At 36.4% G+C, this 20,958-nt stretch carries 19 protein-coding genes; 8 read left to right on the forward strand and 11 right to left on the reverse strand.

Annotation, left to right across the window (positions count from 1 at the left end):
• Positions 1-29 precede the first annotated feature (29 nt).
• Positions 30-611, forward strand: a complete 582-nt coding sequence (locus IEV57_RS07010; protein WP_229744258.1) for a MiaE family protein — start codon at positions 30-32, stop codon at positions 609-611.
• A 121-nt stretch (positions 612-732) separates the two neighbouring features.
• Positions 733-1,977, forward strand: coding sequence for an ABC transporter permease (locus IEV57_RS07015; RefSeq protein ID WP_188441062.1), 1,245 nt, complete (start codon positions 733-735; stop codon positions 1,975-1,977).
• A 219-nt stretch (positions 1,978-2,196) separates the two neighbouring features.
• Here IEV57_RS07015 and IEV57_RS07020 read toward each other — a convergent pair whose 3' ends face one another.
• Together IEV57_RS07020 and mtaB are read right to left on the reverse strand one after the other, a co-directional pair.
• Positions 2,197-2,559: a DUF805 domain-containing protein gene (locus IEV57_RS07020; RefSeq protein WP_188441065.1), complete on the reverse strand. Its 363-nt coding sequence runs from the start codon at positions 2,557-2,559 to the stop codon at positions 2,197-2,199.
• Positions 2,560-2,648: 89 nt separating this feature from the next.
• A complete protein-coding gene (gene mtaB, locus IEV57_RS07025; protein WP_188441603.1) occupies positions 2,649-3,968 on the reverse strand; it encodes a tRNA (N(6)-L-threonylcarbamoyladenosine(37)-C(2))-methylthiotransferase MtaB in 1,320 nt (439 codons plus the stop codon).
• Between the two features lie 253 nt (positions 3,969-4,221).
• On the opposite strand from mtaB, the gene IEV57_RS07030 reads away from it, so the two are divergent.
• Together IEV57_RS07030 and IEV57_RS07035 are read left to right on the forward strand one after the other, a co-directional pair.
• The gene (locus IEV57_RS07030; protein ID WP_188441067.1) at positions 4,222-6,384 is read left to right on the forward strand and encodes a glutamine synthetase III family protein; all 2,163 of its coding nucleotides are present in this window, start codon (positions 4,222-4,224) and stop codon (positions 6,382-6,384) included.
• 140 nt (positions 6,385-6,524) lie between these two features.
• The gene (locus IEV57_RS07035) at positions 6,525-7,556 is read left to right on the forward strand and encodes a LacI family DNA-binding transcriptional regulator (protein WP_188441069.1); all 1,032 of its coding nucleotides are present in this window, start codon (positions 6,525-6,527) and stop codon (positions 7,554-7,556) included.
• 36 nt (positions 7,557-7,592) lie between these two features.
• Here IEV57_RS07035 and IEV57_RS07040 read toward each other — a convergent pair whose 3' ends face one another.
• The 8 genes from IEV57_RS07040 to IEV57_RS07075 form a co-directional block, all read right to left on the reverse strand.
• On the reverse strand, positions 7,593-8,960 hold the full coding sequence (locus IEV57_RS07040; RefSeq protein WP_188441071.1) for a DUF6600 domain-containing protein: 1,368 nt from the start codon (positions 8,958-8,960) through the stop codon (positions 7,593-7,595).
• 355 nt (positions 8,961-9,315) lie between these two features.
• Positions 9,316-9,486 carry a Lacal_2735 family protein gene (locus IEV57_RS07045; protein WP_188441073.1) on the reverse strand — a complete coding sequence of 57 codons (171 nt, stop codon included), beginning with the start codon at positions 9,484-9,486 and terminating at the stop codon, positions 9,316-9,318.
• A gap of 38 nt (positions 9,487-9,524) precedes the next feature.
• On the reverse strand, positions 9,525-11,123 hold the full coding sequence (locus IEV57_RS07050) for a toxin-antitoxin system YwqK family antitoxin (protein WP_229744259.1): 1,599 nt from the start codon (positions 11,121-11,123) through the stop codon (positions 9,525-9,527).
• A gap of 174 nt (positions 11,124-11,297) precedes the next feature.
• A complete protein-coding gene (locus IEV57_RS07055; RefSeq protein ID WP_188441079.1) occupies positions 11,298-11,858 on the reverse strand; it encodes a hypothetical protein in 561 nt (186 codons plus the stop codon).
• Position 11,859: 1 nt separating this feature from the next.
• Positions 11,860-12,858: a 3-oxoacyl-ACP synthase III family protein gene (locus tag IEV57_RS07060; RefSeq protein WP_188441080.1), complete on the reverse strand. Its 999-nt coding sequence runs from the start codon at positions 12,856-12,858 to the stop codon at positions 11,860-11,862.
• A gap of 107 nt (positions 12,859-12,965) precedes the next feature.
• On the reverse strand, positions 12,966-13,865 hold the full coding sequence (locus IEV57_RS07065; RefSeq protein ID WP_188441083.1) for an MBL fold metallo-hydrolase: 900 nt from the start codon (positions 13,863-13,865) through the stop codon (positions 12,966-12,968).
• Positions 13,865-14,563, reverse strand: a complete 699-nt coding sequence (locus tag IEV57_RS07070) for an SOS response-associated peptidase (RefSeq protein ID WP_188441085.1) — start codon at positions 14,561-14,563, stop codon at positions 13,865-13,867. Before IEV57_RS07070 ends, IEV57_RS07065 begins: the two co-directional genes overlap by 1 nt.
• A gap of 23 nt (positions 14,564-14,586) precedes the next feature.
• Positions 14,587-15,546: a YheT family hydrolase gene (locus IEV57_RS07075; RefSeq protein WP_188441087.1), complete on the reverse strand. Its 960-nt coding sequence runs from the start codon at positions 15,544-15,546 to the stop codon at positions 14,587-14,589.
• A 124-nt stretch (positions 15,547-15,670) separates the two neighbouring features.
• Here IEV57_RS07075 and IEV57_RS07080 point away from each other — a divergent pair, with 124 nt between their 5' ends.
• From IEV57_RS07080 to IEV57_RS07095, 4 genes are all read left to right on the forward strand, one after another.
• On the forward strand, positions 15,671-17,350 hold the full coding sequence (locus IEV57_RS07080) for a pyruvate dehydrogenase complex dihydrolipoamide acetyltransferase (protein WP_188441089.1): 1,680 nt from the start codon (positions 15,671-15,673) through the stop codon (positions 17,348-17,350).
• A gap of 157 nt (positions 17,351-17,507) precedes the next feature.
• Positions 17,508-18,050 carry an ATP-dependent protease subunit HslV gene (gene hslV, locus IEV57_RS07085; protein ID WP_188441091.1) on the forward strand — a complete coding sequence of 181 codons (543 nt, stop codon included), beginning with the start codon at positions 17,508-17,510 and terminating at the stop codon, positions 18,048-18,050.
• A 126-nt stretch (positions 18,051-18,176) separates the two neighbouring features.
• Entirely contained in the window at positions 18,177-18,842 is a 666-nt protein-coding gene (locus IEV57_RS07090) for a TetR family transcriptional regulator C-terminal domain-containing protein (protein ID WP_188441093.1), read from the forward strand.
• A 10-nt stretch (positions 18,843-18,852) separates the two neighbouring features.
• Complete coding sequence (locus tag IEV57_RS07095) at positions 18,853-20,172, forward strand: ABC1 kinase family protein (protein ID WP_188441095.1); 1,320 nt, start codon at positions 18,853-18,855, stop codon at positions 20,170-20,172.
• Positions 20,173-20,205: 33 nt separating this feature from the next.
• On the opposite strand, the gene IEV57_RS07100 is transcribed toward IEV57_RS07095, so the two are convergent.
• A complete protein-coding gene (locus IEV57_RS07100; RefSeq protein WP_188441097.1) occupies positions 20,206-20,850 on the reverse strand; it encodes a hypothetical protein in 645 nt (214 codons plus the stop codon).
• Between the last annotated feature and the right edge of the window lie 108 nt (positions 20,851-20,958).

Here is a 20,958-nt window from a genome sequence, read left to right on the forward strand (position 1 = left end):
TGAGTTGGGAGGAAAGTACAAAACAAAAAATGCTTCATTTGCAACTGCCTACAGATCCCCGATGGGTCGATATTGCAGCGATGAATATCGAGGATATTTTGGTTGATCATGCCTATTGCGAACAAAAAGCTGCATCTTCTTGTATTTCTCTTATAGTCAACTTTTTTGATTTCAAAGAGGTGACTGAAGTTTTGACACCCGTGGTAGCAGAAGAATGGGGACACTTCGAAAGAGTCATCGAGCACTTGAATAAAAGAAATTATACCCTAGGGAAGCCTAGAAAAGATGAATATGTAATCAAACTCCTTGATTTTATTAAAAAAGGTGGGAGTAGAGAGCAGCAGCTAACCGAACATTTATTGATGAATGCCTTGATTGAGGCAAGAAGCTGTGAACGATTCAAGTTGCTCTCCCAGCAAATCAATGACGTAGAGTTGAAAAAATTCTACTACGAACTGATGATCTCAGAGGCTGGACATTATGTCAATTTCATAGAATTGGCTCGAAAAATCTATGATAAAGAAAAAGTTAATGCGAGATGGCAGGAATGGCTTGCCTTTGAATCAGAAATAATTAAAAATCTTGAAATCCGTGGTGACCGCATGCATTGAAAGATTTTTAACCGAATAAAAAAAAATATTAAACTAATGTTATAACATTTGAATATTATCCTTCATATTAAAGGTCTTGAAAGTAATATTTTGTTGAATGTTGTTCTAATTTGAACGTTTTATGAATCTGACCGAAAATATAAAAGAGGCTCTAAGGTCTGTCAAGATTAACTTATTGCGAACAGTCCTTACAGGGACGATTATCGCTATCGGGATCACTTCTCTAGTAGGAATGTTGACAGCGATTGATGCGATCAAAGCTCAAATTGAAGATAGTTTCTCCGGGCTGGGTGCTAATAACTTTGATGTTAGGTCTAGAGGGTTTTCTGGAGGTAGAGCCGTACAAGGCGGTAAGACTGAAAAATCCTACCCCGCAGTGAAATTCAGAGATGCTCAAGATTTTAAAAGTGAATATTCTTCAATAGGAATGTCCACAGTTTATTCTACTCTTTCTGGTGCTGTGGAAATCAAAAGAGGATCTAAAAAGACCAATCCAAACATTAGAGTGACAGGAGTTGATGATTTATATCTTCCTATCAAAGGTATTAAAATAGAGGATGGTAGAAATTTTAGTAATACTGAGATTGAATACGGTTCAAACGTCTGTATTGTAGGCGTGGAATTGGTTGACTTATTATTTGAAAAAGAAGAAAATCCATTGAACAAACAAGTTTCATTCTTTGGGAATAGATATACGATTATAGGAGTAATAGAAAAACAAGGAAGTGTTGGCGGAGGTTCGGGGGCCGATAGAGCTGTGTTTATTACTGTTATCAATGGGAGTAGGTTAGATAGGAGAGGTACATTCAGATATACTATTACCGCAAGTGGGACCAATCCTATAAATCTTGATTATGAAATGGGTCAGGCAACTGGAGTCATGCGTAAAATCAGGCAAGATGGAATCGGAGAGGAAGATTCATTCGAAATTACAAAAAGTGAATCTGTTGGAGAAAGTTTGGAGGAAGTTGCTGGATATTTGAGAATTGGAGGTTTTACAATTGGCTTTATTACTTTGATCGGTGCTTCTATTGGTCTGATGAATATCATGATGGTATCTGTTACAGAAAGAACTAGAGAGATTGGAATTCGAAAAGCCTTAGGTGCAACACCATTGAGGATTCGACAGCAGTTTTTAATTGAAGCAATCGTTATTTGTTTGATAGGAGGTGTTTTTGGGGTTATTCTAGGAATTGGAATCGGTAATATTGTTGCGAATACCATAGGTCCAGGTGGATTCTTGATTCCTTGGATTTGGATTATAGTTTCCTTTGTGATTTGTGTTTTCGTGGGACTATCGTCGGGTTATATTCCAGCCTTCAAAGCAAGTAAATTAGATCCAATTGAATCACTGAGATACGAATAGTATAAAAAAATTCATTTTAGAGATAAAAAAAGTCTAGCTTCATATTCGATATGAAGCTAGACTTTTTTGCTTTTTGGACAGTTTTGTTGCGATCTATATTTTTTATAATTGATAATTAGTTAAACAACGTTTATTACAATTTAAGATCGGCTGAATACTGTTGCGTATCTTCGAGAAGTCTGAAATATATTCACAGCAGTATTATTGCGGATAATCATATTAAATAACATCAGTTTTGAGAGGACTCTCTCCATACTCATTTGCTTTTTCTTGACCTTTCTTAAGTCCAAGCCAAATAAATCCAATAAAGTTTATTGGTGGTGGAATGAGCAAGTAAAGTGCATATTTCCAATCGAGACCAATGTCATGAAATCTTTTTATTGCCTGAATCAACAATAGAATTATGGTAGTAACCAACACGATACCAAAAGCTGCAAATGAAATAAAATCAGAAAGCATGTATGCTTCATACATTTTAACAAGAGCAATGATATTTGTCCAATAAAATACTAAAAATAAAATCCAGTACTTTCTTCTAGTTATTCTACCTGTCGGTTTAAAGAAATTATATTTACTTTTCATAAATATATAACTTAACAAAGTGCTAATTGTTTAAATTAACCCTATCAAATTATATTTTATATAATAAATCCAATTGAATATGTAAAAAATCAATGTGATTCATAGGTCTGTTCTGGTTCCAGAACTTCCACAGTTCCTCTTTCATTGATTTCATTTAAAGTAACTGTTTTGAGTTCGTTGATAAGGATAGGATCGTATTTAGCAGCAACTCTAATATAATTTTCAGTGAATCCATGCATCTTTCCATCTTCAATATCTTCTTCAAATAGGACTGTGAATGTCTTTCCTAAATTTTCTTCGTAGAACTTTCTTCTTTTCTTTTCCGATAAAATTCGAAGCATTTTGGATCTTTCATTTCTTATTTTCATTGGCACGACTCCATTCATTTCAACTGCTCTAGTATTCGCTCTTTCAGAATACGTAAATACATGGAGATAAGAAATATCTAATTCATTTAGAAAATTATATGTTTCCAAAAACAATTCATCTGTCTCACCTGGGAATCCGACAATCACATCAACTCCAATGCAACAATGCGGCATTAGTGTTTTTATTTTGCTCACTCTATCTTCATAAAGCTCACGAAGATATCTTCTCCCCATTTTTCTCAAAATCTCATTACTTCCTGATTGTAGCGGCACATGGAAGTGTGGAACGAATCTTTTTGATGTAGAAACAAACTCAATTGCTTCATTTGTCAATAAATTTGGTTCAATCGAAGAAATTCTATATCTATCTATTCCCTCTACTTCATCGATTGCTCTTATTAAGTCTATGAATCTTTCTTCTCTTTTGCCTTCTTGAATTCCAAAATCACCAATATTTACACCGGTAAGCACCACCTCTTTCACATCCGTCTGAGCAATTTCTCTGACTGATTTGAGGATGTTTTCTGTGCTATCACTTCTGCTTTTTCCTCTTGCTAGTGGAATGGTACAAAAAGCACAGCCATAATTACATCCATCCTGCACTTTCAAAAATGTCCTTGTCCTGTCATGCATAGAGAAGGCATTGTTGAAAACTATTGCATCTTGAATTTCAGAAGCTAGTACTTTTGTTTCTTGTTCTTTGGCAAAACCATCCAAAAGCTCAATGAGTCGGAATTTTTCAGCAGCACCTAGTACAGCATCCACACCTTTGATTTCAGAAATTTCCTGCGGTTTTAATTGAGCGTAGCACCCGATGATCGTTACGTAGGAATTTGGAGAGATCTTTTTCGCTTCCTTGACAATCTTTTTACATTTCTTGTCTGCATTCTCAGTTACTGAACAGGTATTGATGATAAAAATATCAGGCGTTTCATCAAACTCCACTTTTTGATACCCTTTGTTTTCAAACATTCTACTAATAGTAGAAGTCTCTGAATAATTTAATTTACAACCTAATGTATAGAATGCTACTTTTTTCACGATGCTCTCCTCTAAATTCAATCCACAAAGTTAATTATTTAAGTCAAGTTATCAATTTAGGCTAGCAACCATATTTTCTTTATTTTTTCGGGTCAAAATCACTTTTTTTGGCCGACTTTATCAAAATTAGACCTGTTTTTTTGAAAAAACTGCATTTTTTACACAAATCTGGCTCAAAAATCAGCTGATAGCTTATAAATAAATAATATTTTCTATTTTTGTAAGTGTAAAATCAAACCACTTATTGTAGAAAATGGCAACTTTAAGACAAAATGCGCTTTTAAAAGCACAAGAAAGACCAAGTGTGTCCGTAACGGCACCTTCTCTAAAGATTTCAGATTACTTTGGAGTTAATGTTTTTGGCACAAAACAAATGAAGGAATCATTAGCTCCTTCGGTTTACAAAAAAGTAACAGAAGCGATAGAAAAAGGATCTAAAATCGATCCTAGTACAGCAGAAGAGATTTCCTCAGCAGTCAAAACTTGGGCTTTAGCCAAGGGGGTAACACATTACACGCACTGGTTTCAGCCTTTGACTGGTTCGACGGCAGAGAAGCATGATGCTTTTTTTGATGCACATGCTGGAATTGAAAAATTCAAAGGATCTGCCTTAGTTCAACAAGAGCCGGATGCTTCTTCCTTCCCAAATGGTGGTATTCGTTCTACTTTTGAAGCCAGAGGATACACTGCGTGGGATCCTTCATCTCCAATTTTTATATTTGGAAACACATTATGTATCCCTACGATTTTCGTTGCATATACAGGCGAAGCGTTAGATTATAAAACTCCACTTTTGAAATCCATTGAAGCGATCAACGAAGCTTCTGTGGCGATCTGTCAATTGTTTGATAGAAATGTGAAGAAAATCACGCCATCTTTAGGTGTTGAACAAGAATATTTTGTGATTGACAAAGCGCTTTTCGCTACAAGACCTGATTTGGTTATGGCTGGAAGGTCAGTTTTCGGTCACAATCCTGCGAGAGGTCAGCAATTAGACGATCATTATTTCGGAACCATCCCTACTAGAGTCAAAGACTTTATGATGGATTTTGAAATCGAAGCTTTGAAATTAGGTATCCCTGTTTCGACAAGACACAACGAAGTGGCTCCAGGTCAATTTGAAGTCGCTCCACTCTTTGAAGAAATCAATAAAGCTGTGGATCACAATCAGCTTTTGATGGATGTCATGGATAAAGTTGCTGAAAAGCACAGCTTGAAAGTTTTATTTCATGAAAAACCTTTTGCAGGCGTGAATGGATCAGGAAAGCACAACAACTGGTCTTTGATTACAGATACGGGTATCAACTTATTTCAACCTAGCAACTCAGCGAGAGAAAACCTTCAGTTCTTGACTTTCTTGGTAGCCACTGTAAAGGCAGTGTATGACTATGCAGATCTGTTGAGAGCAAGTATTGCTTCTGCTGGTAATGACTTCAGACTGGGTGCAAATGAAGCGCCTCCTGCAATCATTTCTGTATTCCTTGGCTCTACTTTGACAAGTATTCTTGATGAGTTAGAGAAAAATGGAAATATCAAAATCGAGAAAGGTGACAACATGTATATGAAATTGGGGATTTCTAAAATTCCTGAAATTATATTGGACAACACTGATAGAAATAGAACTTCACCTTTTGCATTTACAGGAAATAAATTTGAATTCAGAGCGGTAGGATCTCAAGCCAACTCTGCTGGACCAATGACAGTATTGAATGTGATCGTAGCAGAAACATTGAAGCAACTGGCTAAGGATATCGAGAAAGAAACTTCCTCTGGTAAAGAAAAGAAAATTGCTATTGTTAATGTATTGAGAAAATACATCAAGGATAGTAAAAAAGTGAGATTTGAAGGGGACGGATATTCTGAAGAATGGGAAAAAGAAGCTGCAAAAAGAGGACTTTCTAACTTAAAAAGCACACCTTTTGCTCTTGATACTTATCTGGATAAAAAATCTATCGAGGTATTCGCCAAGCATAATGTTCTTTCTGGTGTAGAATTGCATGCTAGGCATGAAATTATGCTTGAAAATTACATTAAGAAGGTACAAATTGAATCTAGAGTAATGGGTGATTTGGCCTTGAATCACATCATCCCAACTGCTATTCTTTATCAAAACAAGCTTATAGAAAACGCAAACGGTCTACAAGGATTAGGTTTAGATAATACTGCGGCGATTGAAACAATTAAAGATGTCAGCCGTCATTTGGAATCCTTAAAATCAAATGTAAATCAAATGATTGAAGCTAGAAAAAGGCTAAACAAAGAATCGGATATTGTAAAACAAGCTAAAGGTTATAGTCTTGAAGTAAAAGATGCGTTCTTTGATAAAATCAGATATGCAGTAGATAAGCTAGAGCTATTGGTGGATGATGAATCTTGGCCTTTAGTGAAGTACAGAGAAATGTTGTTCATTAAATAACAGAACCTATTTACCTAATTTAAAAAAGACCGCCATTCGCGGTCTTTTTTTATGCCTCAATGATTTTTGCTAAAAATTTTAGCACATTTGCCATATTTGGTAATAGATTTGTATCGTTTCGAAAAACAGAAATAAGATTAATGGCAAATAAAAAAATCTCAATCAAAGATATTGCAAAGGCACTCGGTGTGTCGATCACTACTATTTCTTTTATTATCAATGGTAAGGCTGAAGAAAAGAGAATCAGCAAAGAGATGGTGAAAAAAGTGGAAGATTACGTTGCCAAGGTAGGGTATAGACCTAACCATTTAGCGCAAAGTCTGAGATCTGGTAAATCCAAAGTTCTCGTCTTGATGGTTGAGGATATTTCCAATTCATTTTTCGCAAATATTGCACGTCTATTGGAGGAGAAAGCCTTTAAGAATGGGTACAAGATTATTTATTGCAGTACTGAAAATAATACAGAGAAGGCCAAAGAATTGATTCATACTTTTAAAAGCAGAAACGTAGATGGCTTTATTATTACTCCGACAGCAGGTCTCAAAAATGAAATAGAGAATTTGATAAAAGAGGATTTTGCAGTGATTTTATTTGACAGATGGATTCCAGACTTGGATTGTAGTCATGTGATTGTCGAAAATAGGAGGAGTAGTTTTGAAGCAACGCAACACCTTATAGAAAACGGTGCCAAAAAGATTGTTTTCATTACGGTTACTTCAGATCAAACCCAAATGCAAGATCGACTTGCTGGTTATCTTGAAGCTGTGAAGATGGCTAAGATGTCTCCTTATGTTTTTGAAGAGCCATTCCATACCTCCACAGAAGAATTTCAGGGAGATCAAATCAAGGAATATTTGCTAGATCATCCGGATGCAGATGCTTTATTTTTTGCCACTAATTATTTAGCATTTGAAGGGTTACATGCGATAAGAAAACTTGAATTAAAGATTCCCAAAGACGTCCAAGTTTTGGCTTTTGATGACCACTTTTTCTTTAGTCTTTACCAGCCGAGTATTTCAGCAATTGCACAACCATTAGAATTGATAGCAGATAAATTGATGGAAGGAATTCTGATCCAACTTGATGATTGTGGGAAATCTAATAGTGTTGAATTTAAGGTTGAGCTTGTGAATCAATTCATTCAAAGAAAATCAACTGAATTCAAAGTATAAAAAAATGGAGACCAATTGGTCTCCATTTTTGAATTTTTAATTATTACCTCGGCCTCCTCTTGAACTTGAAGTCGTGCCACTTGATCTTGAGGAAGATCTTGCAGGAGCCGCTTTTGTAGCTGGTCTGCTCGTGGTACTTCTTACTGTCCCTGTATTCCTCGTGCTTGGTGCACTTTGTCTCACATTTGATGGACTGTTGGTCCTTGAGTTCGATGGGCTAGAGACTCTAGGAGAAGTGTTATTGGTACTTCTTTGTTGCTTTACAGCAGGAGCACTTTGTCTTTGCTGAGGACTTGTTCTCGCCTGAGATTGTCTAGTAGTTCCAGTATTTACCGATCCATTTCTAGTATTTGAGTTGGTTCTTGGTGCTGTTCCTACTTGACCTCTTGTATTTGGCTGTGAAGTATTCACTCTATTGCTTTGCTGACCAGCGGTAGCTCTAGTTTGTCCCCTTTGTGTGGAGGTTATCGCTTGATTCCTACTTGGGGTAGCTGTTCTAGCTTGTTGGGCTGTGCTATTTCTCTGATTCGAAACTGCTGCATCTGAACCTCTAGAACTTACTGATCTTCCGTTATCATTCACAGAACCTCTATTTTGTGTAGCAGCTCTACCTCTATATTCTTCGGAAGTGAAAGCCCTTGATGGTCTTGCTTGCGCATTTGCTGATCTAGAATTATCGATTTCAGGTCTGTATACATTCAATGTACGATTGCTAACCGAAGCCCGACCAGGTCTTGCTCTGTCATTTACTTGATATACAGGTACTGATCCTCGAGTAACCCTTTCTAATTCCCTTCTTGATGGACCTGTTACATAGGTTCTATTGTTATAGACATAGGTATTGTTGATGATCGTCGTTCTGTTGTAGATGCTGACCATGTTGTAAGAAGGTACATAGTATCTATGGAAATGGCGGTGTCTGAATCTTCTCTGAGGTACAAATCTCCAATGATTGCTGTGAAAGCCTATGGATACATTGATTCCAATGCCAGGCCCTAAAGGAGCCCAACCATAGTATCCTCCACCTGTTCTCCAGTTTACCCAAGCTGGACCCCATTCGTACCCTGGAACCCAAGCCCATCCGTAGAAGTTGTCCCAATACCATCTACCATAATGAAATGGAGCCCATCCCCAATCATAATAAGATACCCAAGTATTACCAAAATTGGTCATTTCCCAGTATCCATTTGAGCCATATGGGTGGAAATCTTGACCTACGTTTGGAATCCAAACATAACCATGTCTTTGATCCATCACCCAATCTCCATAAGGACTTAATTCATTATAGAATACCTGAAAACTAACCCCCATCGGAGAAGGTATAGCCTCTGCTTTGTTATTTTGAGAAAACCCTATGCCTAGCATAAGTATGATTCCCAAGCGGATTAGAGTTAGATTTTTCATTGTAGTGTGGTTTAGTATTATAGTCTGTTTTACGAGGATAAATGAAAAAATGTTTGGTTCGAAAAAGTATTGAACTGCTAATATTTTGATAAAAACGATTTAGCAAACTCGTTTTCATTATAAAAAAAATAATGATTTTCTAAAAAAATTGATTTTTTGATAATCGATCTTTATGCTACAACAGGAATATATGTCGATTTTTATTAGTGAATCTATTACTTTAAAACACGCCGCTTTGATAGTCAACTAGCCTGAAAGCGGAGGTATATTTTTGATTTAACTAGTGTATTATAAAAAAAGACTCAACACCTAAGTTGAGTCCTTCAAATATTTTTAAATGGCAAAAGCGTACTCTTTATTTACTTTTCAACGCATCGATCTTCTTAGCCACTTCTTCGGCTTCTGCCATAAGCTTATCTCCAGCAGTTCTGTTTGACTGGGAAGCTTTGTGCGCTTTCTCTAACAGTTCTTTATAGCTATCTTGCAGCTTTTCTAATTCTGTTTTCTTTTTGAATAGTCCAAACATATCTTTTTATTTTATAAACAGCTGATTAGCCTAAGTGTTTATTGATCGAATGATTTAAACCTGATTTCAGGTTCAGGACCTTTTGGTTCTTTTATCTCATCATTCTCAAATGTAATTACTTGTTCAAGTCTTCCATTGATATTGAAATAGCGCCACATGCCTTCTTTTTTTCCATCAACCATCTGACCTTCAGATGCTAGTCTCTCGTTTTCATGGAAATAAGACCATTTTCCGTTTGGCTTACCATCTTTATAATTGCCCTCAGACTCTTTTTTACCCCCGACATAATAGGTCAGACGGGTTCCATTTCCATCTTTTAATGTTCCTTTTTCAAAGGTTTTGCTTCCCGTAAAATTGTTGTATTCTCCGACATTGAGTAACCTTCCATTACTCCAATATTCTTCTTGAGTAAGTTGTTTGTTATCGTAAAATAAACCCCAAGTACCTTCTTCGAAACCTAAGAAATAACTGCCAACAGATTTTAATTGACCTCCATCATAGTAGTAGAACCATTGGCCATTTTCAGATCCAAGGTTATATTCGCCTTCAGCAATAAGAATTCCTATTTTATTGAAATACTTCCAAAGCCCAGTTTTTAAATCATTTTTGTACTCACCAATTGAATATAAGTTTCCATCAGGGAAGTAACTTTTCCAAAGACCATCCTTGGCACCACCTTTATATTGACCGATTACCGAAATGTCTCCATTAGAATGATTCTCTATATATTCACCAACGGGAACTCCTAATTCGTAAGTTTTTCTTTTAGAAAGATTTCTGTTTGGGAAAAACTCTTCCCATGTTCCTACAGGGATATCATTTTCATATTTTTCAACCCTCGCAACCCGCTTGTTTTCGTAATAATATTTCCATTCTCCCGTTTTATTTCCTCTATCATCATAATATTTTTCTGACTCTATGATCTTAGTTCCAGGGAAATAGGAAAGCCATTTGCCAATCTTCCTCCCTTTATCAAATTGACCTTCTTCCCAGACCATTTTCGTATAGACGTATTTTTTATACACTCCATCTGGATCACCATTGATGAAGTCTACTTCTAAAACTAAGGTCCCATCAAAATCAAACTCTGAGTACTTCCCATCTAAAACTCCATTCTTATAATTCTCTTTAATGGCGACGGAAGTAAGGTTAGTGTCATAGTAGGTTACCCAAAGCCCTTCCTTTTTGCCATTTAAATAATTCCCTTCCATTTTCACATTGTTCGGATCGAATGGAGTTGCTCGGCTAGTTTTTGGATGATATTCTTTATAAGGTCCAACAGGAATGGAATCTTGAAAAACCAGTTCTAAACGAAGATTCCCATAAATATCATATTCTTTGAAAGGTCCGTTTAGCTTATTTCTTTTGTATTCTGCTTCTAGCCTTTTATTTCTTCCATCAAAATAGGCTATTGTAGTTCCCTCCTTAAGTCCATTTGAAAAGTTGGAGGTTTGTAGTAAAATCCCGGTTTTTGGATTTTCAAATTTCCACAAGCCTTCCATGAGATTATTTTTTACCAATCCAGTGCCCACAAATGTGGAATCAGAATTATAGATGGAGACAATGTTGCTATTGTTTTGTGCTTGTAGCGTATTCGTCAAAAGTAGGAGGAGTAAGACCCCAGTAATATATTTCATAAAACGTAGGTTCGAGTGTTTCATATAATTTCTGCAGTAGAGTTAGTAAGCAACAAGATAAGCTCTCGAGTATTTTTCAGATCAGATATCTAAAAGGTGTAAATACATTTATTCATTACGAATAAGCATCATCTCGGTTCTAAATTAGTTTAATTTAGCTTAAATCTGAAAGTTTTAACTGTCTTTATCTAAGATCAAATTGATATTTTCTAACAAGACTTCTTTTTGATCATTAAGAGAAGTTTCATATTGTATTTCTTTGTATAAAACCAAAAATGAAAACTTGTTAAGATGATCTTTAAGGTTTTCTTTTTTCAAACTTTCTTTCGACTTTATTATCGTTTTATAATCAAAAGGATCTGTAGAAATACCAGAGTAAAACTCGGAAAGCCTTTCAAAAATCAATTTTTCATTTGTAACCGCAAATTCTCTTCCAAATTGGAGGAATATATATAGGCCATGTCCCATCCAATTTAAAATTCTGACATTAAAACCTGATTTAAGATCGAAATCTCTAAAAATATCTAATACCTGATAGGGACAATGGTCTAAATTAATTCCTTGAGAAACTTTGACACCTCTAGCGTTTGAATGGAAATTAGACAGTTTTGATTGAGGATAATGGTTGGCTATTTCCGTGAAAATTCCAATGAATATTGATTTTTGTTCCTGAATCTTATCAAATGTCGATTTGTCTTTCAATAAATCAATATCAATTTTTTGAACCTGAGTCATTTTACCAATTTAGTAAAGCAGATGCCCAAGTGAATCCACTACCAAAAGCAGCTAAGACTACTAAATCACCCTCTTTTAAGCGTCCTTGTTCCCAAGCCTGACTGAGAGCAATTGGAATGGTCCCTGCAGTTGTATTACCAAGTTTCATGATGTTATTGAAAACCTTGTCATCGCTTAGCCCCATTTTTTGTTGTATGTAATTGCTGATTCTCAAGTTAGCTTGATGTGGCACGAGTAGATCAATCTCTGACTTGTCTTTCCCGTTAGCTTCCAAAGCTTCGTTTATCACTTCAGAGAAGCGTACTACAGCATGCTTAAAGACAGTGTTCCCGTTCATAAACATCTTGAAACTTGGTTCATTGATGATCTCTGGAGATAATCTTACCTCTCTGCTACTTCCAGGATCTTTTAAATAAAGCTCTTCTGCGTGTTCTCCATCTGCGTGAAGATGTGTAGATAAAATTCCATGTTGATCACTTTCTACAGCTTGAAGCACAGCAGCACCTGCACCATCTGCAAAAATCACGGCACTTGATCTACCCGCATCAGATTTGTCAAGTGCAGAAGATTGGATTTCCGCCCCCACGACCAAAATAGTTTTATACATCCCAGTTTTTATGAACTGATCCGCTACAGAAAGTGCATAAATGAATCCTGAACAAGCATTTCTTACGTCAAGGGCAGGTATGCCAGGGATTCCTAATTCCCGCTGAAGAAGAACGCCATTTCCAGGTACAAAATAATCAGGCGTTATCGTTGCGAAGACTATGAAATCAATCTCTTTTGCATCGATACCAGCTCTTTCTAATGCCATTTTTGAAGCTTCAAAAGACATGCTGGTCACGGTGTCTTTACCTGGTGTAAACCATCTTCTTTCTTCTATCCCTGTTCTTTCGACAATCCATTCATTATTTGTGTCCATGATGGATGACAGATACTCATTGGTGATGATCTGATCAGGAACATAATGTCCCACTCCTGTGATTCTGGATTTTTTCATAAGGTTTTTGTTATAATTGGGCTTTATTGATTTTGATAACTTGGAAATTTCCAACAACAAATATACCAAGCAACTTCATTAATGTTTTGATATGAAAACACCAAATATCAAATCCGCCCTTGACTTTTCAGCTTCCAATACCTCATAAGCCCTGCCACAGACATCCAACTGGGATTTGCATATTCATAAACTTGAATGGTAGATTCGTCTACATTTTGAGAGATAAGTTGGTTTTTGGTGTATTCCATAAACTCTGGAACGATACTATTTTGATCAACAGATGCTTCAAAATATGGCTTCATCCAAGTAGCCCAATCGTCCAAAATATTCTCAAGAGCTATAAGATGTATTTGGGGGTCAGTCACCAATCCGAAATGGGTTAAATACAGTGACTTTGGATTTAAACTTTTCAAAAGAGCAATTGATTTTCGCCAATCTTCTAAATGAATATCTGGTGGAGGACAAGGTGGGACTACAGGCCCATCATTGATCATTACGCCCGCAACATCACCTGTAAATATGGATTCCTCAATTTTCCATGCAATATGATGAACAGCATGACCCGGTGTGTGTAGCGCTTGAATATGAAGTTCTCCAATTTTAAAAATCTCGTTTTCCTCGACTCCAATTAAGTTCTCAGTCGCAATAGGAGACATGCTTCCCCAAAGTCTCTCCATGTCATCTCCATAAATTTGAGCTGCTGAATTCCATAATTTTTCAGGTGAAGCTAGATGTGGTAATCCAATCGGGTGAACATAAATTTTTGCTCCAGCTTCAGCGAACTTCCAAGCTGCTCCTGCATGATCGAAATGTATGTGGGTAAGAAAAACATGCTTGATGTCTGAGATTTGATAGCCCAGCTTATTGAGTGAGCTTTTTAGCTGTAAAAATGTACTCTCAGGACCTGTCTCGATAAGAATTGGGCCAGCAGTAGTTTTAATTAAAAAAGAAGCGATTGCTTCTTCTGTTTCCAAAAAATGTAAGTCAATGATATGTAAATTTTTCATTATCCAAATAAAGTGTAGTTTCCAAATTGATCCATAGGAGAGGTTTTCCTTAGAACTGACGCTGTATCATTGCTGACAGAATTGACCAAAGGGGAAACAGAATAGTTGATCATCTCCGAAGATTGATAAGGCAGGAGCATCTCTAGAAGATCCTTTTCACTAGAATAGGAATCTAGCCATTTCTTTTCATCTTCTTTTTTTAGAATCACCGGCATTCTGTCATGAATATCTTTGACCAAGCCATTTGGTTCTGTTGTCAAAATCAGGAAAGTGTGATTCAATTCTCCCTTGTCATTTTCGTATTCTTCCCAAATTCCCGCAAAAGAAAATAGGCTCTCGTCTGCAAGCGTAAACCTGTAAGGCGTTTTTGTTTTCTTACCGATCTTTTTCCACTCAAAAAAGCCATCAGCAGGGATCAAGCATCTTCTTTTCTCAAAAGAAGACTTGAATGAAATTTTCTGATTGATAGTTTCTGAGCGCGCATTGATGAGCTTCTGAGAAACGGGTTTGTTTTTAGCAAAATCAGGGGTTATCCCCCAATAGAAGAAAGAAAAACCTTTTGGACTATCTGAGGTGAGAACAGGTAGAAGTTGCGTAGGAGCGATGTTAAATCTAGGCTTAAAATCACCAAGCATTTCTGCCTGAAATCTTTCTTCTAATTCTATTTTACTTTTATTGAGGGAGTATCTGCCGCACATGGATTTGTGATTATTTTGTCAAATTAATGATCTGTATTGATAAATTCAAATGCTCTTTTTTCAGACCAATAGATATCGGAGCTTTTTCTAGGGCTGAAGCCAACATGGCCTCCATATTTTGGGAATTCCATCCAAACTTGCTCTAATTTTCTCGCCTGACTTATTGGGAAACATTGCTCGCTCAGAAATGGGTCATTTTGTGCATTCAATATCAAAGTAGGTATTTGAATTTGATCTATAAAATGTAAGGCTGAGTTCTTTTCGTAGTAGTCATGGGCATCTTTGAACCCATGAATTGGGCCTGTGAAGTGATCATCAAAATCCTGAAGCGTTTTGATTTTTCTAAGTGTGCCGACAGGAATTTCATCAGGGAAAATCAATGATTTCTTGATCACTTTTTCTTTCAGCGTTGATAGAAAACGTTTTGAATAAAGCATGTTTTCTGGAGAAGAAATTTTGTTACAAGAGCTTTCCAAATGTAAAGGGACAGAAATGGCCACTCCTTTTTTTATTTTGGGATTTCTCTTTCGATCCTCTCCCAAATACTTCAGTGTTAAATTACCCCCAAGGCTAAAACCAATCAAATATACCTCTGAGTAGTTTTTAGCAGCATGATTGAACACGGTATCCAAATCATAAGTCGCTCCAGAATGGTAAAAAATTGCTTTTTTATTGATTTCTTCGCTACATCCCCTGAAGTTCCAATTCAAAACATCGAAACTTTTTAAAAAAAATTGATGGGCCATTCCTAGCATGTATGGTCTTTGGCTATTTCCCTCTAAACCATGGCTTATAATGACCAAACGATCACTTCCTTTTCTGAGCCAATCCAGGTCTAGAAAATCACCATCAGGTGTGCTAATCCTTTCTCTGTCAAATGATAAGGAGATCGAACTTCTGAACAAAGCAGGAACGATAGTTTGCAGGTGGCCATTGAATAGCCATTTGGGATTTTCGTAATCTAAATTTTTAATCAGAGGCATTTGAAATCAATATGTAAACATTCTACTTTTCAAAACTTGAAAATACTATTATTAAATTTGATTAAAGCCAATTTAAGAACTATTTTTGACCTGCTTAAAATTTGACTAGGATACTAAAAAGCTTATGGCCGAAATAATAAGAATGCCCAAGATGAGTGATACCATGGAAGAAGGGGTAATCGCAGCGTGGTTGAAGAAAGTTGGTGATGAAGTAAAGCCGGGTGATATTTTAGCAGAAGTGGAAACTGATAAAGCGACCATGGAACTAGAATCTTACGAAGAAGGTGTTTTGCTTTACATTGGTGTGGAAGAAAAAGACGCTGTACCTGTAAATGGTGTGATCGCTATCATTGGTGAAAAAGGTGAGAATATTGATGATTTGCTTAAAGAAGCAAATAGTGGAGATGCTCCAGCAAAATCAGAATCAAAAAATGATAAGGAGGAAGTGAAGGAAGATAAGCCTGAGAAGGCTGCTGAACCAAAATCGCCCGCCAAATCAGAATCTATAGATACATCAGGAATCAATGCGAATTTGATTACCATGCCAAAGATGTCAGATACCATGACAGAGGGAGTAATAGCTTCATGGTTGAAGAAAGTTGGAGATGAAATCAAAGCAGGTGATATAATTGCAGAAGTAGAGACGGACAAAGCTACGATGGAGCTTGAGTCTTATGACGATGGGATCTTACTCCATATCGGAGTTGAAGCTGGTGAAGCCGTTGAAATAGATGGTGTGATCGCTGTGATTGGAGAAAAAGGTGCTGACTTTGAAACGTTGATTAAAGCGCATAAATCTAAAGGAGGAGCAGCTGATGAGGCACCTTCTGAAGATAAAACTGAAGAGAAAGCTCCTGAGAAATCTGAAGATAAGAAAGAAGAAAAACCTGCACAGAAAGAAAGCAGTTCAGCAGGGTCAACCACAGATGGAGGAAGAGTAAAAGCTTCCCCACTTGCCAAAAAGCTTGCTTCTGATAAAGGAGTAGATATTTCTTTGGTAAAAGGTTCTGGTGAAGGTGGAAGAATAGTCAAGAGAGATATTGAAAACTTTGATCCAGCATCCGTAAAAGCTCCTGCTGCAGCATCTGCGGAAGGAAGTGTTTCAACACCTGCATTAGGTCAAGAATCCTTCAAAGAGGAGAAAGTTTCTCAAATGCGTAAGGTGATCGCTAAGAGATTGGCTGAAAGCAAATTCAATGCTCCTCATTTCTACTTAACCATGGAAATCAACATGGATAAGGCTATAGAAGCAAGGAAAAGCATGAATGAGATTTCTCCAGTGAAGATATCATTCAATGATATGGTAATCAAAGCTGCTGCTGCGGCTTTGCGTCAGCATCCAAAGGTTAATTCTGCTTGGTTGGGAGATAAAATCAGATACAATGACCATATCCATATCGGAATGGCAGTAGCGGTGGAAGAAGGACTACTAGTTCCAGTAATTAGATTCGCTGATAGCAAGTCCCTTTCACAAATATCAAACGAAGCCAAATCTCTAGGAGGAAAAGCTAAAAATAAAGAGCTACAGCCAAAGGATTGGGAAGGAAATACTTTCACTATATCTAACCTTGGAATGTTTGGAATTGACGAGTTTACTGCGATCATCAATCCACCTGATGCCTGTATCATGGCAGTAGGAGGGATCAAGGAAACTGTAATCGTCAAAAACGGTCAAATGGTTATTGGGAATCTGATGAAAGTAACTTTATCATGCGATCATCGAGTAGTAGATGGCGCTGTTGGTTCCGCTTTCCTTCAGACGTTCAAAAGTCTATTGGAAGACCCAGTTAGAATATTAATCTAAGACTGATAAAATAAATATGTCAAAAAGTCCTGTTTAGCAGGACTTTTTGGCTTTTGTACAGTTATTGAATAAGGTAGGATGATGATAGGGAGTTATTTGACTAGTAATTCACTGATTATTTAATCAACTCAATAACTTATTTAACTCTTTTAAAGAAATGGAAAAATTAAAATCAACAACTGTTGTGGCTATAAAGCACAATGGTGAGGTAGTAATAGCAGCAGATGGTCAAGCTACTTTGGGTAATACAATTGCCAAAAGTACAGTGAATAAGATCAGGAAACTGCAAGGCGGGAAAATAGTAACAGGATTTGCAGGTTCTACTGCGGATGCATTTACACTTTTAGAAAAATTTGAGGAGAAATTGGGTGCTTTTGGAAATAATATGAAGAGAGCAGCTGTGGAACTTGCCAAAGAGTGGAGAACAGACCGCATGCTTTCCAAGCTTGAAGCGATGATGATTGTAGCAGATGCACAGGATATTCTAATTATTTCGGGAACAGGAGATGTGATCGAGCCGGATATGGAAATTGCTACCATTGGTTCTGGGAGTATGTATGCGCAGTCTGCAGCCCGTGCTTTGAAGAAGTTTGCTCCACAATTGACAGCCGAACAAATGGTTAGAGAAAGCCTTGGAATAGCTGCTGACGTTTGTATCTATACCAATCACAACTTGGTAGTGGAAAAAGTTACTGGATAACATTATTAGTCCTTTTGGGGAATTGTTTTAATTCTTTTTTCCAAAAGGACATTTATTTTTTATTTTAAATAAAGCTAAACCTCTAAAGGCTTTTTAGGGTTATGATGGTAGTAAAATAAAAGCAATATGGAAAAAGCAACTGCTAAAAAAACTACCAAAGTAGATAATAAAAGCAAAATCATAACAGGATACATCAATTATGTCTTGGAACATGGGCACGAGCCAGTTTCGGTATTCAAGTTTGCCAAGGATTTGAAAATGAAAGAAGAAGAGTTTTATAACTATTTTACTTCTTTTGAATCTATCAAATCTGCAGTGTGGGCTTATTTGTTTGAAGTTACAGTAAGTGGCATAGAGTCTCAAGACGTGTACAGAGAATATTCTGCAAGAGAAAAATTGCTTAGCTTTCTATTTACTTGGATTGAAGAATTAAAGAAAAACAGATCTTATTTATTATCTATTTATGGAAATAAAAAAGATCTTAAAAACATCCTTCCAACTGAGGTAAAAGAATTTAAATCCAAATTCAAAGACTTTGCTAACGAAATAATTTTGGAAGGAAAGGAAACGGAAGAGATTGCTAGCCGACCAATCATCAGTGATAGATATGATGATGCATTATGGCTTCAGGCATGGTTCGTTTTTCAATTTTGGTTAAACGATACTTCACCAGCATTTGAGAAGACTGATGCTGCAATTGAAAAATCTGTGAATTTGGCTTTCGACTTAATGGGAAAAAGCGCACTAGATACATTCATTGATTTTGCGAAATTTTTATACCAAAACAAATAATTCAGGAATCATGGAGAGCAAGTTAAAAGAGCAGCAGAGTATTCCTACATCTAAAGTACAGCGAGCAGCCAAATTCATCAGTACAGGCGCTAAAGTTGGTGGTAATTATGTAAAGCATTATGCCAAAAAAGTGGTGAATCCTTCCATGACAAAGGAAGAACTCCATACAAATAATGCAAATGACATTTACAATTCTTTGAGTGAATTGAAAGGCTCTGCTTTGAAGGTAGCTCAGATGATGTCTATGGATAAAAATATCCTTCCAAGAGCCTATCAGGATAAGTTTACAATGGCTCAGTATAGTGCACCGCCATTATCTTATCCTTTGGTCGTAAAGACATTTCAAAAATACTTTGGACAAACTCCAGAAGGATTGTTTGAGACATTTACAAAATCAGCAGTTAATGCGGCTTCAATCGGTCAAGTTCATCAAGCAACAAAAAACGGAAAAAAGCTAGCTGTGAAAATTCAATATCCTGGCGTTGCTGATTCGGTAAGTTCGGACTTGAAACTCGTGCGTCCATTCGCATTGAGGCTTCTCAATATGAATGAAAAAGAGTTGGATCATTACATGGATGAAGTGGAAGAGAAATTATTAGAAGAGACTGATTACACGCTAGAAGTGCAGCGCTCCTTGGAAATCTCAAAAGCTTGTGCACACATTGAAGGTCTAAGTTTCCCAAGCTATTATGAAGAGTTGAGTTCTGATCGAATCATTACCATGGACTGGATAGAAGGGAAGCATATCAAAGAATGGCTCGAAACAAATCCAACTCAGGATGAGAAGAATAAAATTGGACAAGCGCTTTGGGATTTCTATCACCATCAAGTGCATAATTTGATGCAAGTTCACGCTGATCCACATCCGGGTAATTTCATTATCCAAAATGATGGGAAGTTAGGTATTATTGATTTTGGTTGTGTAAAAGTAATCCCAGAAGATTTCTATAAAGGCTATTTCTCCTTAATCAAAAGAGAATTGTTGATCAATGAAGAAGAATTAAACGAGATATTCTATGGATTAGAATTTATCAGCGATAAAGATACTGAAGTTGAAAAAGCATATTTCAAAGGAGTATTTAAGGAAATGATATCTCTTTTAGGTAAACCTTTCCATGTAGACACCTTTGATTTTGCCAATGATGAATATTTCGAGCAGATTTTCAAATTAGGAGACCGTATTTCTAATGATAAAATGTTCCGAAAATCCAGACAGGCGCGTGGAAGCAGACATGGTTTATACATCAACAGAACCTATTTTGGTATTTATAATTTACTTAATCAACTAGAAGCAAATATTAAAACAACCAAGCCTTCTTGGTTGGAATAAAAAAGAGAATGGCGACCATTTGGTCGCCATTATTTATTTAATAAGATTTTCTTTTCGCAATTCTTGTTTTAAAGCATCAACATATTCTTTAGCAAATGCTTCCATGTCTCCTGGATTAAGAGCCTTTGATTGAGCTGAATAGAGAAGCTTTAGAGTTGAGGAATCATAAAGATTGGTTTCTAAGAAGTATTTTTTGTCTGTTGAGTAGTACCCTTGATTCCATCCTGCACCGTGCCAGTGATTAAAGTAACCTCCGAAATCCCCATAATACCCAAATCTTCCAATTGGAGCAAACATGGGTCCCATTTGTCCCCCTTGGATAAATCTTTCCTCTTCTTCAATATCAATTAGGGTGATTGTAAGAATTGTCTCTGACTTGGTTGATTGGATCGCTTCAAGTATATCCTCTTTACTTGGTTCACCAGAACTAAAGAAGTCCGGGCTTAAATTTTCAATACTTTTTATCGTGGCTACATCTCTATTTTGAAGTCTTGATGCAAATTCATTCTCTATATTCTGTCTAATTTGTAAATCTTCTGTTAAAGCAGCTATGTATACACTTTTAAAGTCAACTTTTGCTTCATCTGATTTCCAACTAGCAGTGATTTGGGTAGATGGAGCACAACTTGAAGACAAAATAATAAGGGTGATTAACGATAATAAAATGGAATTTTTCATAATAGTTGTTTATTGATTCAACATTCGTTTTTTCAATAGTGCTATTATCAAAAGTGCAAAGGATGTTCCAAAATAAGTTACATAGAGATTAATTTGAATGACAAAAAA

The organism is Belliella aquatica (assembly GCF_014637795.1).
Lineage (GTDB): Bacteria > Bacteroidota > Bacteroidia > Cytophagales > Cyclobacteriaceae > Belliella > Belliella aquatica.

Bases quoted from the DNA above. Each gene is read 5' to 3' on its own strand.
- IEV57_RS07015 (WP_188441062.1), top strand. From the start codon at position 733: ATGAATCTGACCGAAAATATAAAAGAGGCTCTAAGGTCTGTCAAGATT.
- IEV57_RS07020 (WP_188441065.1), bottom strand. From the start codon at position 2,559: ATGAAAAGTAAATATAATTTCTTTAAACCGACAGGTAGAATAACTAGA.
- IEV57_RS07090 (WP_188441093.1), top strand. From the start codon at position 18,177: ATGGAAAAAGCAACTGCTAAAAAAACTACCAAAGTAGATAATAAAAGC.
- IEV57_RS07010 (WP_229744258.1), top strand. From the start codon at position 30: ATGCTTCATTTGCAACTGCCTACAGATCCCCGATGGGTCGATATTGCA.
- IEV57_RS07065 (WP_188441083.1), bottom strand. From the start codon at position 13,865: ATGAAAAATTTACATATCATTGACTTACATTTTTTGGAAACAGAAGAA.
- IEV57_RS07035 (WP_188441069.1), top strand. From the start codon at position 6,525: ATGGCAAATAAAAAAATCTCAATCAAAGATATTGCAAAGGCACTCGGT.
- IEV57_RS07045 (WP_188441073.1), bottom strand. From the start codon at position 9,486: ATGTTTGGACTATTCAAAAAGAAAACAGAATTAGAAAAGCTGCAAGAT.
- IEV57_RS07100 (WP_188441097.1), bottom strand. From the start codon at position 20,850: ATGAAAAATTCCATTTTATTATCGTTAATCACCCTTATTATTTTGTCT.
- IEV57_RS07070 (WP_188441085.1), bottom strand. From the start codon at position 14,563: ATGTGCGGCAGATACTCCCTCAATAAAAGTAAAATAGAATTAGAAGAA.
- IEV57_RS07040 (WP_188441071.1), bottom strand. From the start codon at position 8,960: ATGAAAAATCTAACTCTAATCCGCTTGGGAATCATACTTATGCTAGGC.
- IEV57_RS07055 (WP_188441079.1), bottom strand. From the start codon at position 11,858: ATGACTCAGGTTCAAAAAATTGATATTGATTTATTGAAAGACAAATCG.
- IEV57_RS07060 (WP_188441080.1), bottom strand. From the start codon at position 12,858: ATGAAAAAATCCAGAATCACAGGAGTGGGACATTATGTTCCTGATCAG.
- IEV57_RS07075 (WP_188441087.1), bottom strand. From the start codon at position 15,546: ATGCCTCTGATTAAAAATTTAGATTACGAAAATCCCAAATGGCTATTC.
- hslV (WP_188441091.1), top strand. From the start codon at position 17,508: ATGGAAAAATTAAAATCAACAACTGTTGTGGCTATAAAGCACAATGGT.
- IEV57_RS07050 (WP_229744259.1), bottom strand. From the start codon at position 11,123: ATGAAATATATTACTGGGGTCTTACTCCTCCTACTTTTGACGAATACG.
- IEV57_RS07095 (WP_188441095.1), top strand. From the start codon at position 18,853: ATGGAGAGCAAGTTAAAAGAGCAGCAGAGTATTCCTACATCTAAAGTA.
- IEV57_RS07080 (WP_188441089.1), top strand. From the start codon at position 15,671: ATGGCCGAAATAATAAGAATGCCCAAGATGAGTGATACCATGGAAGAA.
- IEV57_RS07030 (WP_188441067.1), top strand. From the start codon at position 4,222: ATGGCAACTTTAAGACAAAATGCGCTTTTAAAAGCACAAGAAAGACCA.